Raw genomic sequence first — 18440 nt, 5'->3', positions numbered from 1 at the left:
ACTCCGTCGGGTCAGCCGGCCGGGTTCGGCGCGGTGGAGGGCGTACAGCGTGTCGCGAGTTCTGCGCTCGCGGGGGCGAGGTTCCAGCCCTGCCCGGACCAGTCGACGACGACACGGATGCCGGTGACGCGCACGGCCTCCGCGGGCACCGTCCACGGGTCCGTGCCGGGAACCAGCAACGCGTCGTTCTTGTCGTAGTAGCGGATGCCGGTGGCATCGAACGTCACCGCGGCATCCGAGCCGCTCGCTCCGGCGTTGCGGGAGAGCGTCGTGCCACCGGTGCACGTGCCGAGCGACCACGAGGCCTGCACCTGATACGGCGCGCTGCCGGCAGCGGGGGTCACGTCGCCCCATGCCGACTGCCACCATCCGTCCTTGTGCTCGTAGCGCACCTCGATTCCGGGGTCTTTGTCGAACACGCTGCTCGGCAGTGCTCGGAAGACCACGTTGTTGTCGTTCGGTGGAGTCTCGGGCGACGTCGGCGTCTGATCGATCGTCCACGTGGCGCGACCCGAGGGGGTGCCGTCGCCGGCGAGGTGGGCGGTGGGACCGACCACGAAGGTGTAGCCGGTGGGCGCAGCACCGCTCTGCACCGCGCGCACCGTGTCGGTGACGGTGACCCGACCGAAGGAGCGGGAATCGAACCACGACTCCGCGCAGAGGGCGAAGGTGTACAGGCGCCCGTCCGGAAGACCGCGAAAGACGCGCTGTCCGCCGTCGTCGCTCGTGCGACAGCTGTCGACGGAGACCGGGGCGCCGTCCTGGCCGACGGGGCCGTCGAGACGCACGATGCCATAACGCACGCGGGCGCCGTCGCCCCCCGGCGTCGCCGTTCCCACCGCCGTGATGTCGACGCGGCCGCCGCCGACGTTGACGGCCGTGAGGGTCAGCGCGCCCTGCGTCGGCGCACCGATGCCGTGCGCCGACACCGTCATGGAGCCGATGGCGGGGCCGGGCAGGCCCGGCGGGGCCGTGTACCGCGACAGCGGTGTGATCGTCACGTCGGTCGCCGTGTTCGCGCCCACGCGGAACGCGGGCACCGTGACGCTGGTCTGCGACGAGCCGACGGCGATCGTCTGCGTCTCGCCGACCGGACTGGTGATCTGCAGAGATCCGGTGTTCGCGGCATCCACCCCGGAGATCGCCAGCGACGCGACGCCGCCGTCGGCGCCGGCGACGACGGGAGCCGCGGTCGCACCCGTGGGAGCGGACGGCGGATCGTACGCCCACGCGGTCGTGCGCACGGCGGTGAGCGAGGAGCCCACCGCGTTCACCGCAACGGCCTCGTACGAGCGCTGCTCGCCGTTCGGGGCGCTGATCGGCGGGCAGATGCCCTGCGGCGTGCACACGGCCACGCGCTGGCCGCCCTGACGGACCTCGAACCCGGTGAGCGCGGGGTAGGCGGCCTGCGCGGGCCCCGGATCGACCCGGAGGGTGAGCGAGCCGTCCGCGTAGGCGGACTGCGCCACGCTCGCCGGGGCCTTCGGGTAGCCCTGCAGGTCGAGCAGGATCCGTCCGTCTCGGGCGCTCGCGCTCTGGCGCCCCTGGGCGTCGCGGACGGTGAAACTCGCCGCGCATGTCGCACCGGGCGCATCCGAGGTCCACGTCGCGGAAACACGGCTGGGCGAGACCACCGCAAAGCTCACGCCGGTGCAGACGCCCGCCGGGGCGACGGAGACCACCTGCAGCGGTGTGCTCGGCAACGGGTTGACCTCACCGGCTGCGCCGACGACATCGATCGTGCACGAGGTGCCCGACGCCTGGCTGCACTGCTGCTGCACCGAACCGCCCTGCGGCAGCGTGGACGGGGCGGCGCCGACCCGCAGGGAGATCCGCGCCGGTGCGACACCCGGGTGGGAGGTCACCTGGACCACGACGCTCTCGATCGTTCCGGGCGCGGCCGCATCACGGCCCCGGACGCTCAGCTGCGCGCCCTGCAGCGCGAGGTCGAAGGATGCCGGGGTCCCGTCGACGCGGTAGACGATCGCCTCGGGGCGCCCTTGCCAGGTGGTCATCGCGCCGAGGTCGAAGACCTGGGTGTCGCCCGGCGCGACCTCGAGCGCGGCCGGCGACAGCCGCGGCTGCGGGGCGATCGGGGTCACCACGACCGGGATGGCCAGGACGGTCCAGGCCGGCTGACCGGCCAGGCGTACGAGCACCCGGCAGGTGTCCGTCCACGGCGCGTCCGCGCCGGCCGCGTAACGCAGGGTGGTTCCGCCGACGGCGGTGCACGATGCCCCGGGCCGCGCGCCCGAGGCGCGGGTCTCGCCCGACAGCTCCAGGGCGCGACCGCGCGGCACCGTGATGAGCGCGGCGAGGTCGACATCGGCCTGCGCGTTCTCGCCGACGGTGAGCGGGGGCGCCCCGGCACGCAGCGCCAACGGCGTATCGGCGGCGGCCGGGATCCTCAGGAACGCGTACGTCGTCACCGGCCCGGCGGACGTCTGCCCCGTGACCGAGAACGGGATCACGTGGGCGCGGTCGTCGACGGTGCCCACCAGGCGCGTCCCCTCGACGGTGATGCCGTCCACCGGTGCCCAGAGCCCGACCGACAGGTCGCCCGTGTCGCCTCCGGACCACAGCACCTTGCCGGAGAGCACGTCGATGCCTCGCGCCAGATCGGCGCGTCCGTCGGCGTCGAGCACGGTGTCGGAGACGACCGGGAAGTCGGCGACGCGCTGGTCGACCACCCGCACGACGATGAGGCCGCGGGCGGTGTTTCCGGCCGAGGAGACCACGTCGTAGAGGAACGACATCGTCCCGGGTGTCGGTCCCGCCGCGATCGTGACCGTGTCGTCGCTCTGCGACACGAGTCGCTGTTGCAGACGAGTGAACTCCGCCGTCGGCGACCCGTCCAACGCGAACTGAGGCACGTCGGGGCGCACCCGCTGCAGGGTCAGCGTGTCCTGCAGGGGGTCGATGTCATTGGCGAGGGGATGCACGCGCAGCACGTTGCCGTCACCGGCTTGCACCTGCACGTAATCGGTGTAGGTGATGGGGGCAGGACTGGCATCGCCGCTCAGCACCCCGACGCGGACGGTTCCGACGCCCGCGGCGCCGGACGGGTCCACCACCCGATAGGTGAACGTGTCCTGCCCCGAACTCCCGGCATCGCTGGAGTAGACGATGGACGCACCGTCGGCGGAGATGACGGCCGAGCCGTGCGCGGGCTGATCGACGATGCGATCCAGACGCACGACGTCGCCGTCCGGATCCATCCCGAAGCCGTCGAACGCGATGACCGTGGACAGTCCGCTGAGCACCCGCCCCGAGAGCGTCCGCGGCAGGGGGTCGCGGTTCGCTCCGTCGCCGACCACAATCAGGTGCACCGTGGCGGTGTCGCCGAGCGCCGGTGCGCCGGTCGTGAACGCCCGATAGGAGATCGTGACGTCCCCCGGCGTCGTGGGAGCCAGCACCCGCAGCACATCGCCGGCGGCGAAGGCGAGGACGTCGGGGCGCGAGGCGACGATCGACTCCGGGTCCAGGCGAGGGCGGGTGCCGACCGCCGCGACGTCGTTGTCCAGCACCGGGATGTCGATCTGCGCGCCCGCGCGCACGACGGCACGATCGTCGACGGCGATCGGCGCCTGCTCGGCGGCGGGCGGCAGCAGGTACACCGTCGCTTCACCGGTGATGGCCGAACCCTCGTCGGTCGTGCCGTCGCCGACCCGGTACGAGACGGTTCCCAGCAGACCCGACGCGCCGGATGCCGTCGAGCCCGACACCCGCAGCTGGCTCTGGGCCACGACGTCGGCCGACAGGGACGCACCGGTGACCGGGCGGATGACCAGATCGCTCAGCAGCAGCACCCGCCGGGTGGGGTTGGTGACCGCGGCCAGGACGTCGACGGTGGCATCGGCCTGCGGACGCACGAAGGCGACGACCGGCGAGGTGGACAGGTCGGCGGGCCCGCCGGGGTCGAGCAGCGTGAGTCGGACGGTGCCGGTGGCCTCGTGCCCTCCCGAAGACACCGTGACGGCGACACGGTAGGCGCCCGGCGACGCCGCGACGACATCGAACGTGGTCGAGCCGCCGACGACGGTCGCGGTGGCCGCCGCATCATCGAGCACGCGCGCCGCGGTGAGCGTCAGGTCGCCGGCGGTCCCCGTGACGTGCGGGGCGACGTCGACCGACACGCGCGAGCCCGCCACGTCGACGACCGCGAACGACTGCAGGGCCGGCTGCGCGTCGCCCCGGATCCGCACGACGAGCTGCCGGGTCGCGGTCGCGCCGCGGACGTCGGCGACGGTCACCGTGATCGACTCGGCCTGCTCGCCGGCCACCCCGGCGTCGCGGTGCTGGAACACGACGTCGCCCTCCGGGGTGGTGGCGACCTCGCCGAGACCGGAGTCGTCGCTCGCCGACAGGAGCAGAACGGGGTCGCCTTCGGGGTCCACCCAGTCGCCGAGCACGGGAACGGTCACCGTGCCCCCGGGAGCCACCTCGGGGCTCGGCCAGTCCTGGCGGCACCCCTCGACGCCGCACCACACCGGGGCGGAGTTCTCGTCCTCCGCCGCGACGCGCAGCGTCACCGTCGCCGGCGGCGACACGAGCCCGTCCGCCGTCGTGCCGTCGGTGACCGCATAGCTGAACGTCGCCGATCCCGTCGCTCCGGGGGCGACCCGCACCGCAAGGCGCTGGCGGTCGTCGGTGGTGGTCACGGTGCCGAAGGCGGGGTCGAGGCCGGTGACCGATGCCGGGTCGACGGCGAGGACGTCATCGTTGGGATCGTGGTCGTTCAGCAGGACCGGAAGGCTCACGAGCGCACCCGGCCGCACGCCGAACGCACCGTTCTCGGCGACCGGAGGGCGCGGGTCGATGATGGGCGGCGGCTTCTGGTCCGACGTCTTCGGCGCCGTCTTCACCTCGTCCTCGATGTCCCAGTTCTGGCTGGAGGGCAGCAGGCGCCCTTCCGGGACGGACCAGACCCACCCTGATCGCGCATCGTTGAGGATCACGCTGTCGCCGGCATCCACGAAGACGGGGCGCCGCTGGGAGCCCAGACCCTGCCCGCCGTAGTCCAGCGGCACATCCCCTCCGTTGGAGGTCCACAGCGTGCCCCCGCGCGTGCCCTCGGCAAGCCACGCGGCACTGATGACGCCGCCGCGACTGACCGGACGGGCGGGGGTGCCTCGCGAGGTGGTGCTGTCACCGAAGATGCGCTCGGCCGCGACCGCGGAGACGGGAATGCGCACCAGACCCGTGTCGTCGGCGACGTAGACGGCATCGCCGTCCACCGCCGGTCGGCTGACCGCGATGGTGCCCGTCAGCGAGATCGTGCCCGTCCCACGGCTTGTCCAGAACCGTCCCGCACCGCTGCCGGCAGTGTCCAGGAGCACCCAGTCATCGCCGGCGGCAGTGAGGACGGGGCGCTCCACCGTGGCCGCCACCTTGTCGGCGGCGGCGACCCTTCCCGAGGCGAGGTCGATCCGCGAAACCGTGCCGGCCGACGCCGAATAGCTGAAGACCACGCCCGACGATGCGGCCGCGACGGCGGCGGCGGCCGGAACGTCGATCGGCGCGGCGGGTCCGGCCGAGAGCCGCCCCGCGAAGACCGCCCCCGCATCGGTGCGGTAGGCCACGACGTCACCGGAGGCGTCGATGTCGGCCGTCCCGGCGGGCGCCGGCGTCGCGGTGCGCAGCCCCTCGGCGTCGAGATCGACCGGTGCGGCGTCGTCGATGCGCTCGACCTTGGCGTCGTTGTCGGTGAACATGTACGCACCGTCGGCGGAGGTCACGATCCGACTCGGATTGCTGACGGCGCGCACCGTGTCGATCTCTCCGATCGCGGTGTTCACGCGCGCGTAGCGCAGCGTGTCGGCCTGCAGAACCCACGCGGAGCTCTGCGACGGCGGGGTGCGCTGCGCGTCCAGCCCCGGCCAGACCACGCTGACCCCGGTGATGAGCGCCAACGCCGCACCCGCGGCGGCGAGACCGACGACGCTGCCCCGCTTCATCAGCGGATCACCGTCCACAGCGCTGCTCCCGCGGCGAGCAGTCCGCCCGCCGCCACCAGCGCGCCGACGATCGAGAGGGCGATCACCCGGGGCGACCACAGTGCGCGCGGGGAGGAGGCGCTCAGTCCGGTCGCGTCCTCGTCCGCGCTGGGCGTTCGACGCGCCGTGACCTCCGGCATCGATCGCCGGCGACCCTCCGCCACGCGGCTGCGCGCGGGGCCGCGCGCCGACACGTCGGTGAAATCGATCGCGTCGGATGCCGGCATCCACTCCTCCGTCGGCACCTCCAGCGGGGTGGGCGCGATCCCCGCCGCACGCTGGACCTCGCGGACGGCCTCGCCGAACTCCCGCGCCGAGGCGTATCGGCGGTCGGGGTCCCGGGTCATGGCCGTCGCGAGGACCTGCTGCAGCGCGTCGGGCACATCCGGACGGGCGATCGGCACGAACGTCGCCCGCGCGATGCGGCGACGCATCAGCTCGCGGGTGTTCTGATCCTTCTCGCGCCTCTCGAACGGGCTGTGACCGGCCAGCAGCGAGTACACGGTCGCGCCCAGGCTCCACACCTCGCTCGCGATCGTGCCGCCGCTGTGCTCGGCGACGACTTCCGGAGCGCTCCACGGGATCGACATCGCGAGGACGTCGGATGCCGCGCTGCGCTGCAACGACGCGGAGATGCCGAAGTCGGCCAGCACCGCCGACCCGAAGCTGGTCACCAGGATGTTGCTCGGCTTGATGTCGCGGTGGATCAGACCCGCGCGGTGCGCGGACTCGAGTGCCCCGGCCAGACGCACCGCGACGGCCATCACCTCGTCCACCGGCATCCGTTCGATGCGATAGCGCTGCGCGAGCGAGCCGGGGCAGTACTCCATCACGATATACGGGCGTCCGTCGGCGGAGATTCCCGCCTGATAGACCGTGACGATCGCCGGATGCGCCGACAGATGCGCCAGAACGTCGGCCTCGGCGTTGAACATGCGCAGCAGATCGGGGTCACGCTCGCCGGCCGGCAGCACCTTCACCGCGACCGCACGCCGCGGCATGTCCTGTTGATAGAGGAAGACGTCGGCGAAGCCGCCGGATCCCAGCGGACGCACGTAGTCGAGCCCCGGCAGCTGCGGCGGCGCAGACGGGAGCCTGCGCGTCATGGCACCCCTCAGTCATCTCGCGACCCCATCCCCGACGACCTCGGGAACCCGGCCATGCTAACAAAGCCACCTCGACACACCGCGGCGCCCGCTCCGCACCGCGTCGAGCCGGCACCGATCAGAGCTCGGGCAGGCCGGGGTCGGCGTTCGGCTCGAACGGTGCATCCAGCGAACGCGTGAGCTCCTCGAGCATGGCGGCGATCTGCGGCTCGACGTACTGCGCGATAGCGGCCTGGATACGCAGGCGATGGTGCAGCAGCACGGCGCAGACCTCGCGACCCACCATGTTCGCGTAGTCATCGGCCAGTCCGACCTCTTGACGGAGGGCCGCCTTCGCATCGTCGCTGAGCGGCGGCAGGGCCGGGATGTCGGCGTCCTCCTGCTCCGCGAGCCCGCCGATCGTGAAGAGGAACGGTGCTCCCGGGACCGGATCCGGATCGAGGGGAAGTCCTTCGAACTCGGGGTCGAGCCCTTCCGCGGGGCGGTAGCTGCGCGCCCGGTTGCGGGCGGCCTGCTGGTCGAGTTCGGCCTGCAGCATCGGGAGGTTGCGCGACGTGTACTCCGCGACGGCGTGATCGACGATCGTCTTGATGCGGGTTGAGAGCCCGTGCTGCACGCCGTGCGGAACATCCGCTCCCAGCCCCGCGGCCGACAGCACCGGCGAGCCGAAGCAGCGGCGGCACGGCGCGACGCGCCCGCGGTGGGTGGCAGGCTCCCAGCGCGGCAGCCAGCGCAGCCAGGCGTCCACCGCCTGGCTGACCTGGGTCTCGATCGACCGCTCCACGGCTCCATTGTTGCGGCATCCACGCGGATCGCGGGGGATTTCCGGCCACGACTCAGTCGTCGTCGCGCTCCCACGGCCAGCGAGGCCGTTCGGCTGCGGTGCGCACGAGCGCGATCGCCCCCCATCCACCCACCAGCGCGGCGGCCGCCAGCACGACGGCGAACCACGAGGTCGCGAATGCGCCCACAGCGGCCACGATGCGCGCGCCGTCCACTCCCGAGAGCACACCGCCGGCCAGTACACCGAACAGGTAGGCGAGCACCGTCGCCACCGTCACGATCGCCGCGCTGCCGTATCGCGTCCGCTCGGGGCGGACGGCGAACCAGGTCGACAGGGCGAAGGCGCCGACGGCGAACGCGCCCCCGACGATGCCGGGCAGCTGCCCCAGCCCGGAGACCGGCAGCACCTCCGCGCCCGTGAACAGGCTGAGCATCCCGAACCCGCCGATCAGCAGGGCGAAGAACCCCACGACGGCGAACGCGGTGGCCACCGGCGGGGTGAGCCCGCCTGCGCCACCGCGTTCGCGCGGATCGGTCATCAGCTCTGGTGCAGCCGCGGGCCCGCCTCGAGCGTGCGCTCGTACTCGCGCTGTGCCTCGTCGTTGAGCTCGGTGACACGCTTGCCCCGCGCGGCGACCCACGCGCCGAACCAGATCGTCAGCTCACGTCCGAGCACGAAGGCCACGATCGCGAGCGGGGCGAGTAGCTGCCCCTGAACGAGGTCGGCTCCCTGCCGCGCGGTGAGCGACCAGAACGGTGCCTGGAACAGCTGGCCGAGGAGGTGCCCCGCGTAGGCGACGACGCCGACGAGCAGGCCGAAGACGACCCAGTGGCCCCAGCGTCCACGATTGATGACGGCGCCGAGCAGCCAGAAGCCGATGAAGAAGACGACGACCGGCACCCACAGCCACCACGACTGCACCGCAGCGAGCGCGGCGGTGCCCACATTGGCTCCCGTCACCTCGCCCCGGATGGCCTGCAGACCGAGGGCGGCGCCGAGGTACAGGATGCCGAAGGCCACCGCCGCCAGCAGGCCGATCGCGCCCGCAGCGCCGCGGTTGCCGCGCTGACGCGGCGGCTCGGGAGCCTGGACGAAGATCGGCTGCGGTGCGGGCGTCACGACGGGCACGACGGGGACGACCGGCTCCGCAACGACGGAGGTCTCGGTCGAGGACGAGTAGGCACCCGGCACGTAGGTCTCATCGACCGGATCGTCGGCGAAGGAGGATCCGTAGACCGGCTCGGTGTGGGCGGCGGGCATCGACTCCGCGGGCGTGGGCTCGGCGACCACGGCCTGGGGCTCATGCTCCACGGCGTCCGACGACGGCGCGTGGACCGTGTCGCCGGACTCGGCATCCGCGGTCGCGGGGGCGTCGACGGCGGCCTGGCGCGAGGCGGCCTCGGCGTCGGCGAGCCCCGCATGGGCACTCGCGACGGCCTCATCGACCGACGTGGTCTCGACCGGGGTGGGCTCCTCGATCGGTTCGCCGTACTTGGGGTCGCTCATGGCGTGTGCTCCTCACGCGGGACGTGTGCCGCCGCACAGCGAGCGTAACGCCGGGGCAGGGCGCCGACGCGGAGCCATGCCGACGTGTCTTTACCCCGGCGCTGCCCGAGCCGCTTATCGTGAGGCCATGACGTCACGCCGACTCGCCGCCCTCGGGATCACGCTGTTCGCGGCTCTCGCGCTGACCGCCTGCGCCGGCACTCCCGACACCGTCGGGACGAGCGCGTCCGCCCCGGCGTCGCCTGCCGCGCCGACGCCGGCGATGACACTCGCCCCGTTCCCGATGGGCCCGGCCACCTCGACGACGCCGCTGCCGTCGAACCTGCCCCAGGGATGCCGGGACATCCTCACCGCGAGCGTCCTGCAGGAGCTCGACGGCGTGCCGCTGAACGCCGAGGGGATGGGCGGCGGCATCCGCAGTGACAGCACGCGCGTGTGCGTCTGGGGGGAGCCCGGCGCGGTTGGCACCCGCCTGGTGACCCTCATCGGGTATGCACCCGACCAGCCGGCGCGCGACGCGCTCTACGCCCTCGGCAACGACGGGTACACGTGTTACGAGCCGCACGGCGGCATCCGCTGCGAGAAGACCTGGCCGTCCGCGACTCTTCCCGTCCAGGAAGGACGCACGCTCTTCTACCGTGACGGCGTCGTCATCGACACGCAGTATTCGAACCTGGCCCCCGCCGGCTACACCGACGCCATCATCGACGCGCTCTGGCCGCCCGCCGGATCGGTGCCCCGGACGCCGGCCCCGACTCCCTCACCGTCCGCGACGCGATAGCGGTCGGCGCTCAGCCCCACACACGCTTCGCGATGCGGGTGACGTAATCCGACGGGTGCCAGCCCGTCTCGCTGGTGGACAGCCATCGCCCGCCACCTGCCTCGATCGTCTCCGTCAGCTCGCCCTCGGTCCGCGTGCACCGCGTGCGCTCAGCCTGCGATGAGCAGGTGAAGCCGGCCGACGGCAGCGCAGCGGCGGCGATGGGCCCGGCATCCGCCGGAACGGTCGCGAGCGTCGTGGTGACGGTTCCGGCGTCGGCACGCCACGCGCACGTGAAGACGACCTGCGGTCGGAGGGCGTCGACCAGCTGCGACGCGGTGGTCGTCGGGGCGTCCGAGGATGTCGTCAGCCCGGCAGCCCCGGGAGCGAAGGTCAACGCGGCATCGAGCGCCTCGTCGTAGAGGTCGGCGCAGCGGGTAGGCGCGCCATCGACGGATGCGACCTTCCCGGTCGCCTCCGCGGCCGGAGTCGACGTGGACGGGCGCCCGGCCGCCTCTGCGAGCCAGGACACGGATGCCGGGATCATGGGAATCGCGAGGAACGCCAGCACGCCGACGGTCGCCGCGCAGGCGAGGCCGACGACCCACGCGAACGCCGCGTTTCTTCCTCCGACCCGAGCCATGCGCCCAGGCTATCGCCGCGCCCCCGCACACCCCCCGCGCCCTTCCGCGAGCCGCCAAGATCTGGCCGAGCCGCCACGTTCCGGCGCGCCAGATCATGGCGGCTCGCGCGGAACGTAGCGGCTCGCGGGGATGGGAAAGGGCCCCGGGGACGGCTGTTCCCGGGGCCCTTTCGCCTCGATCAGTTGTAGGTGCCGGGCGTGAAGTCGTCCGTCGAGAAGCTGTCGAAGTCGACATAGCTCAGGTCGGCGTCACTGTAGGCGCCGTCCGAGGCGAAGATGCGGTTGGGGTACCGCTCGCTCTTGGCCTCCTCCGTCGCCTCGACCACGACGTTGCGGTACTTCGCAAGGCCGGTGCCGGCGGGGATGAGCTTTCCGATGATGACGTTCTCCTTGAGGCCGACGAGCGGGTCGCTCTTGCCCTCCATGGCCGCCTGCGTCAGGACGCGGGTGGTCTCCTGGAACGATGCCGCCGACAGCCACGACTCCGTCGCGAGCGACGCCTTCGTGATACCCATCAGCTCCGGACGACCCGATGCCGGGCGCTTGCCCTCGGCCACGGCCTCGCGGTTGATCTGCTGGTAGCGCTTGAAGTCGACCAGCTCACCCGGAAGCAGCGTCGTGTCGGCGTGGTCGACCACAGTGACCTTCCGCAGCATCTGGCGCACGATGACCTCGATGTGCTTGTCGTGGATCGGCACACCCTGCGAGCGGTAGACGCCCTGCACGCCGTTGACGAGGTACTTCTGCACCTCGCGGGCGCCCATGACGCGCATGACCTCCTTGGGGTCGAGCGTGCCCACCAGGATCGGCTGACCGACCGTGACGCGCTGGCCGTCCTCGACCAGCAGCGTCGCGCGCTTCAGGACCGGGTAGACGTGCGGCTCGTCGCCGTTGTCGGGCGTCAGGATGACCTTCTTGGCCTTGTCGGTCTCGTCGATCTTGATGACGCCGTCGGCCTCGGCGATCGGGGACGCACCCTTGGGGGTACGCGCCTCGAACAGCTCCTGCACGCGGGGCAGACCCTGCGTGATGTCGTCGGCCGACGCGGAACCACCGGTGTGGAAGGTACGCATCGTCAGCTGCGTGCCGGGCTCACCGATCGACTGGGCCGCGATGATGCCGACGGCCTCTCCGATGTCGACGAGCTTGCCGGTCGCGAGCGAACGGCCGTAGCACTTCGCGCAGACACCGACGGCCGAGTCACAGGTGAGCACGGAGCGCACCTTGATGGTCTCGACACCCGCGGCCACGAGCTTGTCGATGAGCACGTCGCCCACGTCGTCTCCGGCCTCGGCGACGATCTCGCCGGACGGCGCGACCACCTCGGCGGCGAGCGTACGGGCGAACACCGAGTTCTCGACGTTGGCGTCGCGCACCAGGGCGCCGTCGGCACCCGCAGCGGCGATCGTGAACTCGAGGCCCTTGGAAGTGCCGCAGTCGTCCTCACGGATGATGACGTCCTGCGAGACGTCGACGAGGCGTCGCGTCAGGTAACCCGAGCCAGCGGTACGCAGGGCTGTGTCGGCCAGACCCTTACGGGCACCGTGCGTCGCGGTGAAGTACTCCGCGACCGACAGCCCCTCGCGGTACGAGGAGATGATCGGGCGGGGCATGATCTCACCCTTGGTGTTGTTGACCAGGCCTCGGATACCGGCGATGTTTCGGATCTGCAGCCAGTTACCACGGGCACCCGAGCTCACCATGCGGTTGATGGTGTTGTCGGCCGGGAAGTTGGCCTTCATCGCCGCCTGCACCTCGTCGGTCGCCTCGGTCCAGATCTTGATCTGCTCCTGACGACGCTCGGCGTCGGTGACGAGACCCTTCTCGAACTGGCCCTGGACCTTCTGCGCCTGCTTCTCGTACTTGGCGATGATCTCGCCCTTGTTCGGCGGGGTCAGGATGTCGCTGAGCGCGACCGTGACACCCGAGCGCGTGGCCCAGTAGAAGCCGGCATCCTTGATGCGGTCCAGCGACGCCGCGACCTCGACCTTGGGGTACTCCTCGGCCAGCTTGTTGACGATCTGCGACAGCTTGCCCTTGTCGGCCTGCTCGCGAACGAACGGGTAGCCCTTGGGGAGCGTGTCGTTGAAGATCGCCTGGCCGAGCGAGGCGTCCACGAGGCCGTGGCGCTCGTAGCCCTCGGGGGCTTCGCCCTCGAGGAAGGTGAGACCCGGGATGCGGATGCGGACCTTGGCCTGCAGGTCGAGGGTGCCCTCGTCCTTGGCCAGGATGGCCTCGCCGACCGAACCGAACACGCGACCCTCGCCCTTGGCACCCTCGATGACCGTGGTCAGGTGGTGCAGGCCGATGATCATGTCCTGCGAAGGCAGGGTGACCGGACGGCCGTCGGAGGGCTTGAGGATGTTGTTCGAGGCGAGCATCAGCACGCGGGCCTCGGCCTGAGCCTCGACCGACAGCGGCAGGTGCACGGCCATCTGGTCACCGTCGAAGTCCGCGTTGAACGCGGCACACACGAGCGGGTGCAGCTGGATGGCCTTGCCTTCCACGAGCTGAGGCTCGAAGGCCTGGATGCCGAGGCGGTGCAGCGTGGGCGCACGGTTGAGCAGCACCGGACGCTCGCGGATGATCTCCTCGAGCACGTCCCAGACCTCGGGACGGGTGCGCTCGACGGCGCGCTTGGCGGCCTTGATGTTCTGCGAGTGACCGAGATCGATCAGGCGCTTGATCACGAACGGCTTGAACAGCTCGAGGGCCATCTGCTTGGGCAGACCACACTGGTGGAGCTTGAGCTGCGGGCCGACGATGATGACCGAACGGCCCGAGTAGTCCACGCGCTTGCCGAGCAGGTTCTGACGGAAACGGCCCTGCTTGCCCTTGAGCATGTCGGACAGCGACTTCAGGGCACGGTTGCCGGTACCGGTGACGGGCCGGCCGCGGCGGCCGTTGTCGAACAGGGCGTCGACGGCCTCCTGCAGCATCCGCTTCTCGTTGTTGACGATGATCTCGGGAGCACCGAGGTCGATCAGACGACGAAGACGGTTGTTGCGGTTGATCACGCGGCGGTACAGGTCGTTCAGGTCGCTGGTGGCGAAGCGGCCACCGTCGAGCTGGACCATCGGGCGCAGCTCCGGCGGGATCACCGGAACGACGTCCAGAACCATGGATGCCGGGCTCATACCGGTCTGCAGGAACGAGTTGACGACCTTGAGGCGCTTGATCGCACGGATCTTGCGCTGGCCCTTGCCCTCGGAGATCTGCAGGTGCAGCGACTCCGACTCGGCGGCCAGGTCGAACGCCTGCAGGCGGCGCTGGATGGACTCCGCACCCATGTAGGCCTCGAAGTACTGCCCGAAGCGGTCCTGCAGCTCGTGGAAGACGTCGTCTTCCTGCTTGAGCTGGCCGACCTCGAGGCCGCGGAACTCGTCCCACATGCGCTCGAGCTTGGCGACCTGGTCGTCCGCGTTCTTGCGGATGGAGGCCATCTCCTTCTCGGCGGCGTCCTTGACCTTCTTCTTCTGGTCGGCCTTGGCACCCTCGGCCTCGAGGGCCGCGAGCTCCTCCTCCAGCTTGGCCAGACGCGCCGCCACGCGGGCGTCGCGGCGGTCGCCGAGGTTCTTGATCTCCAGGCGCAGGTTCGCCTCGTGGGTCGGCATGTCGCGGTGACGGGCATCCTCGTCGACCGAGATCACCATGTACGCGGCGAAGTAGATGACCTTCTCGAGGTCCTTCGGCGCCATGTCGAGCAGGTATCCGAGGCGCGAGGGAACGCCCTTGAAGTACCAGATGTGGGTAACGGGGGCGGCGAGCTCGATGTGGCCCATGCGCTCACGGCGGACCGAGCTCTTAGTGACCTCGACGCCGCAGCGCTCGCAGACGATGCCCTTGAAGCGCACACGCTTGTACTTGCCGCAGGCGCACTCCCAGTCGCGCGAGGGGCCGAAGATCTGCTCGCCGAACAGACCGTCCTTCTCGGGCTTGAGGGTGCGGTAGTTGATGGTCTCGGGCTTCTTGACCTCGCCGAACGACCAACGACGGATGTCGTCAGCAGTGGCCAGGCCGATACGAAGCTGATCGAAAGTGGTGGACTCGAGCACTGGTTCTCCTGTGTCTCAGAAAAGTTTCGAAATCAGGCCGCGGGTCAGATCTCGTCGATCGACGAGGACTCGAAGCGGCTGGAGATGTTGATGCCGAGCTCCTCCGCGGCGCGGAAGGCCTCGTCATCCGTGTCTCGGAGGTTGACGGGCGTGCCATCGGCCGAGAGGACCTCGACGTTCAGGCAGAGCGACTGCATCTCCTTCATGAGCACCTTGAACGACTCGGGGATGCCGGGCTCCTGGATGTTCTCGCCCTTGACGATGGCCTCGTAGACCTTCACGCGGCCGACGATGTCGTCGGACTTGATCGTCAGGAGCTCCTGGAGCGCGTACGCGGCGCCGTAGGCCTCGAGGGCCCACACCTCCATCTCACCGAAACGCTGACCGCCGAACTGCGCCTTACCACCGAGCGGCTGCTGGGTGATCATCGAGTACGGGCCCGTCGAGCGCGCGTGGATCTTGTCGTCCACGAGGTGGTGCAGCTTCAGGATGTACATGTAGCCGACCGAGATGGGCGCCGGGAACGGCTCGCCGGAGCGACCGTCGAACAGCGTCGTCTTGCCCGAGCTGTCGATGAGACGCTCGCCGTCGCGGTTGGGCAGCGTCGAGTCGAGCAGACCCGCGATCTCCGCCTCGTGCGCACCGTCGAACACCGGGGTCGCGACCTTGGTTCCGGGAGCGGCCTCACGGGCCTCCTCCGGCAGCTGCACGGCCCACTCCGGGGTGCCCTCGACCTTCCAGCCCTGCTTGGCGATCCACCCGAGGTGGGTCTCCAGCACCTGGCCGAAGTTCATTCGACCGGGGATGCCGAGCGGGTTGAGCACGACGTCGACCGGCGTGCCGTCCGCGAGGAACGGCATGTCCTCGACGGGCAGGATCTTCGCGATGACGCCCTTGTTGCCGTGGCGGCCGGCGAGCTTGTCGCCCTCGGTGATCTTGCGCTTCTGGGCGATGTAGACCACGACGCGGCGGTTGACGCCCGAGCCCAGCTCGTCGTCGCCGTCCTCGGCGTTGAACTCCTTGACGGCGATGATCGTGCCCTGCTCACCGTGGGGCACCTTCAGCGAGGTGTCGCGGACTTCGCGGCTCTTCTCGTTGAAGATCGCGCGCAGCAGGCGCTCCTCGGCGCTGAGCTCGGTCTCGCCCTTGGGCGTGACCTTGCCGACGAGGATGTCACCGGGACGCACCTCGGCGCCGATGCGGACGATGCCGCGCTCGTCGAGGTCCTTCAGCAGGTCGGGGCTGACGTTGGGGAGGTCACGGGTGATCTCCTCCTTGCCGAGCTTGGTGTCACGAGCATCCACCTCGTACTCCTCGATGTGGATCGAGGAGAGGGTGTCGTTCTTGACGAGGTCCTGGCTGAGGATGATGGCGTCCTCGAAGTTGTGACCCTCCCACGTCATGAACGCGACGAGCAGGTTCTTTCCGATCGCCAGCTCGCCGTTCTCGGTGGCGGGGCCGTCGGCGATGACCTCGCCGACCTCGACCCGGTCGCCCGCCGAGACGATGACGCGCTGGTTGTAGGAGTTGCCCTGGTTGGAGCGGTCGAACTTGCGGAGGAAGTAGTCCTTCGTGCCGCCCTCGTCCAGCTGCACGGTGACGACGTCGGCGGAGACCTCCATGACGACACCGGCCTTGTCGGCGGTGATGACGTCACCGGCGTCGATGGCGGCGTAGCCCTCCATACCGGTTCCGACGAACGGCGAGTCGCTGCGCAGCAGCGGCACGGCCTGACGCTGCATGTTCGCACCCATGAGGGCGCGGTTGGCGTCGTCGTGCTCGAGGAACGGGATGAGGGAGGTACCGACCGACACCATCTGGCGCGGCGAGACGTCCATGTAGCCGATCTCGTCGGCGTGGAACAGGTCGACCTCGCCGCCCTTGCCGCGACGGGCGAGAACGCGATCGGTGGCGAACGAGCCGTCGGCGGTGAGCTCGGCGCCCGCCTGCGCGACGATGTAGTCGTTCTCCTCGGATGCCGTGAGGTAGTCGATCTGGTCGGTGACCTTGCCCTCGACCACGCGGCGGTACGGCGTCTCGATGAAGCCGAACGCGTTGATGCGGGCGAACGAGGCGAGCGAGCCGATCAGACCGATGTTCGGGCCTTCCGGCGTCTCGATCGGGCACATGCGGCCGTAGTGCGACGGGTGGACGTCGCGAACCTCGACGCCGGCGCGCTCACGCGACAGACCGCCCGGGCCCAGGGCCGAGAGGCGACGCTTGTGCGTCAGACCCGCGAGCGGGTTGTTCTGGTCCATGAACTGCGACAGCTGCGACGTGCCGAAGAACTCCTTGATCGCCGCCACGACGGGACGGACGTTGATCAGGGTCTGCGGCGTGATCGCCTCGATGTCCTGGGTGGTCATGCGCTCGCGGACGACGCGCTCCATGCGCGACAGGCCGGTGCGGACCTGGTTCTGGATGAGCTCGCCGACGGCGCGGATGCGACGGTTGCCGAAGTTGTCGATGTCGTCGACGTCCAGGCGGATCTCAGCGGCCTGGCCGTTACGCACGCCCGGGATGCTCGCGTCGCCGTTGTGCAGGGCGACGAGGTACTTGATCGTGGCGACGATGTCGTCGACGGTGAGCACCGAGTCGCTCAGCGGCTTGTCGAGGCCGAGCTTCTGGTTGATCTTGTACCGGCCGACCTTGGCGAGGTCGTAGCGCTTCGGGTTGAAGTAGAAGTTGTCCAGCAGCGCGCGGGCGGCCTCGGCGGCGACCTGCTCGCCCGGACGGAGCTTGCGGTAGATGTCGCGGAGCGCGTCCTCCTTGGTGAGGATCGTGTCCTTGCTCAGGGTGTCGGCGATCGACTCGTAGCCGGCGAACTCGGCGAGGATGTCTTCGCTGGACAGGCCGAGGGCCTTGAGGAAGACGGTCACCGACTGCTTGCGCTTGCGGTCGATGCGCACGCCGACCTGGTCGCGCTTGTCGATCTCGAACTCGAGCCAGGCGCCACGGCTGGGGATGACGCGGGCCGAGACGATGTCCTTGTCGCTGGTCTTGTCGGGGGTCTTGTCGAAGTAGACACCCGGGCTGCGCACCAGCTGCGAGACGACGACACGCTCGGTGCCGTTGATGATGAAGGTTCCCTTGCCGGTCTGCAGCGGGAAGTCGCCCATGAAGACGGTCTGCGTCTTGATCTCACCCGTGAGGTGGTTCATGAACTCGGCCTCGACGTACAGCGGGGCGGCGTAGGTCTTGCCGCGCTCCTTGCACTCCTCGATCGAGTACTTCTCCGGCTCGAGGTACGGGTTCGTGAAGCTCAGCTGCATCGTTTCGCCGAGGTCCTCGATGGGCGAGATCTCCTCGAAGATCTCCTCGAGGCCGCTGGTCTCCGGCACGTCGGTGCGACCGACGGACTTCGCCTCTGCGACGCGGGCCTTCCAGGCGTCGTTGCCGACGAGCCAGTCGAAGGATTCCGTCTGCAGCGCGAGAAGGTCGGGGACCGTCAGCGTGTCGGAGATCTTGGCGAACGACAGGCGCGAAGCGCCGCGGCCGTTCTTGGGGGTGGTGGTGGAATTGGTTGCGTTGCGCGCAGCAGCCAAGGGGATTACCTCCATGAGCCCGGGCAGGGGCTGGTTTCCTTGTCG

General features: G+C 70.2%; 9 protein-coding genes. 1 reads left to right on the top strand and 8 read right to left on the bottom strand.

All coding sequences use genetic code 11. From position 1 onward, the window contains the following. Nucleotides 1-11 precede the first annotated feature (11 nt). The 5 genes from JOE53_RS01165 to JOE53_RS01145 form a co-directional block, all read right to left on the bottom strand. Complete coding sequence (locus tag JOE53_RS01165; RefSeq protein WP_204946504.1) at nucleotides 12-5957, bottom strand: Ig-like domain-containing protein; 5946 nt, start codon at nucleotides 5955-5957, stop codon at nucleotides 12-14. Further along, nucleotides 5957-7102 (bottom strand): serine/threonine-protein kinase, encoded by a 1146-nt coding sequence (locus tag JOE53_RS01160; RefSeq protein ID WP_204946503.1) that lies wholly within the window; start codon nucleotides 7100-7102, stop codon nucleotides 5957-5959. Before JOE53_RS01160 ends, JOE53_RS01165 begins: the two co-directional genes overlap by 1 nt. Nucleotides 7103-7220: 118 nt before the next feature. Then, nucleotides 7221-7886, bottom strand: coding sequence for a hypothetical protein (locus tag JOE53_RS01155; RefSeq protein ID WP_005050534.1), 666 nt, complete (start codon nucleotides 7884-7886; stop codon nucleotides 7221-7223). Nucleotides 7887-7938: 52 nt separating this feature from the next. After that, complete coding sequence (locus JOE53_RS01150; RefSeq protein WP_005050536.1) at nucleotides 7939-8424, bottom strand: hypothetical protein; 486 nt, start codon at nucleotides 8422-8424, stop codon at nucleotides 7939-7941. Next, nucleotides 8424-9392, bottom strand: coding sequence for a hypothetical protein (locus tag JOE53_RS01145; protein WP_005050537.1), 969 nt, complete (start codon nucleotides 9390-9392; stop codon nucleotides 8424-8426). Before JOE53_RS01145 ends, JOE53_RS01150 begins: the two co-directional genes overlap by 1 nt. Before the next feature lie 127 nt (nucleotides 9393-9519). On the opposite strand from JOE53_RS01145, the gene JOE53_RS01140 reads away from it, so the two are divergent. Continuing rightward, entirely contained in the window at nucleotides 9520-10173 is a 654-nt protein-coding gene (locus tag JOE53_RS01140) for a hypothetical protein (RefSeq protein WP_204946502.1), read from the top strand. Nucleotides 10174-10183: 10 nt separating this feature from the next. Here JOE53_RS01140 and JOE53_RS01135 read toward each other — a convergent pair whose 3' ends face one another. The 3 genes from JOE53_RS01135 to rpoB all read right to left on the bottom strand — a co-directional run bounded on the left by JOE53_RS01135 (nucleotide 10184) and on the right by rpoB (nucleotide 18395). Continuing rightward, complete coding sequence (locus JOE53_RS01135; RefSeq protein WP_016463585.1) at nucleotides 10184-10795, bottom strand: hypothetical protein; 612 nt, start codon at nucleotides 10793-10795, stop codon at nucleotides 10184-10186. A gap of 179 nt (nucleotides 10796-10974) precedes the next feature. After that, nucleotides 10975-14850 (bottom strand): DNA-directed RNA polymerase subunit beta', encoded by a 3876-nt coding sequence (rpoC, locus tag JOE53_RS01130; protein ID WP_204946501.1) that lies wholly within the window; start codon nucleotides 14848-14850, stop codon nucleotides 10975-10977. Nucleotides 14851-14894: 44 nt separating this feature from the next. Next, on the bottom strand, nucleotides 14895-18395 hold the full coding sequence (rpoB, locus tag JOE53_RS01125; protein ID WP_036282932.1) for a DNA-directed RNA polymerase subunit beta: 3501 nt from the start codon (nucleotides 18393-18395) through the stop codon (nucleotides 14895-14897). Between the last annotated feature and the right edge of the window lie 45 nt (nucleotides 18396-18440).

Origin of the sequence: Microbacterium laevaniformans, assembly GCF_016907555.1 — a bacterium.
Classification (GTDB): domain Bacteria; phylum Actinomycetota; class Actinomycetes; order Actinomycetales; family Microbacteriaceae; genus Microbacterium; species Microbacterium laevaniformans.
Note: the sequence above shows the minus strand (reverse complement) of the source record. Positions and strands in the feature narration are given on the sequence as shown.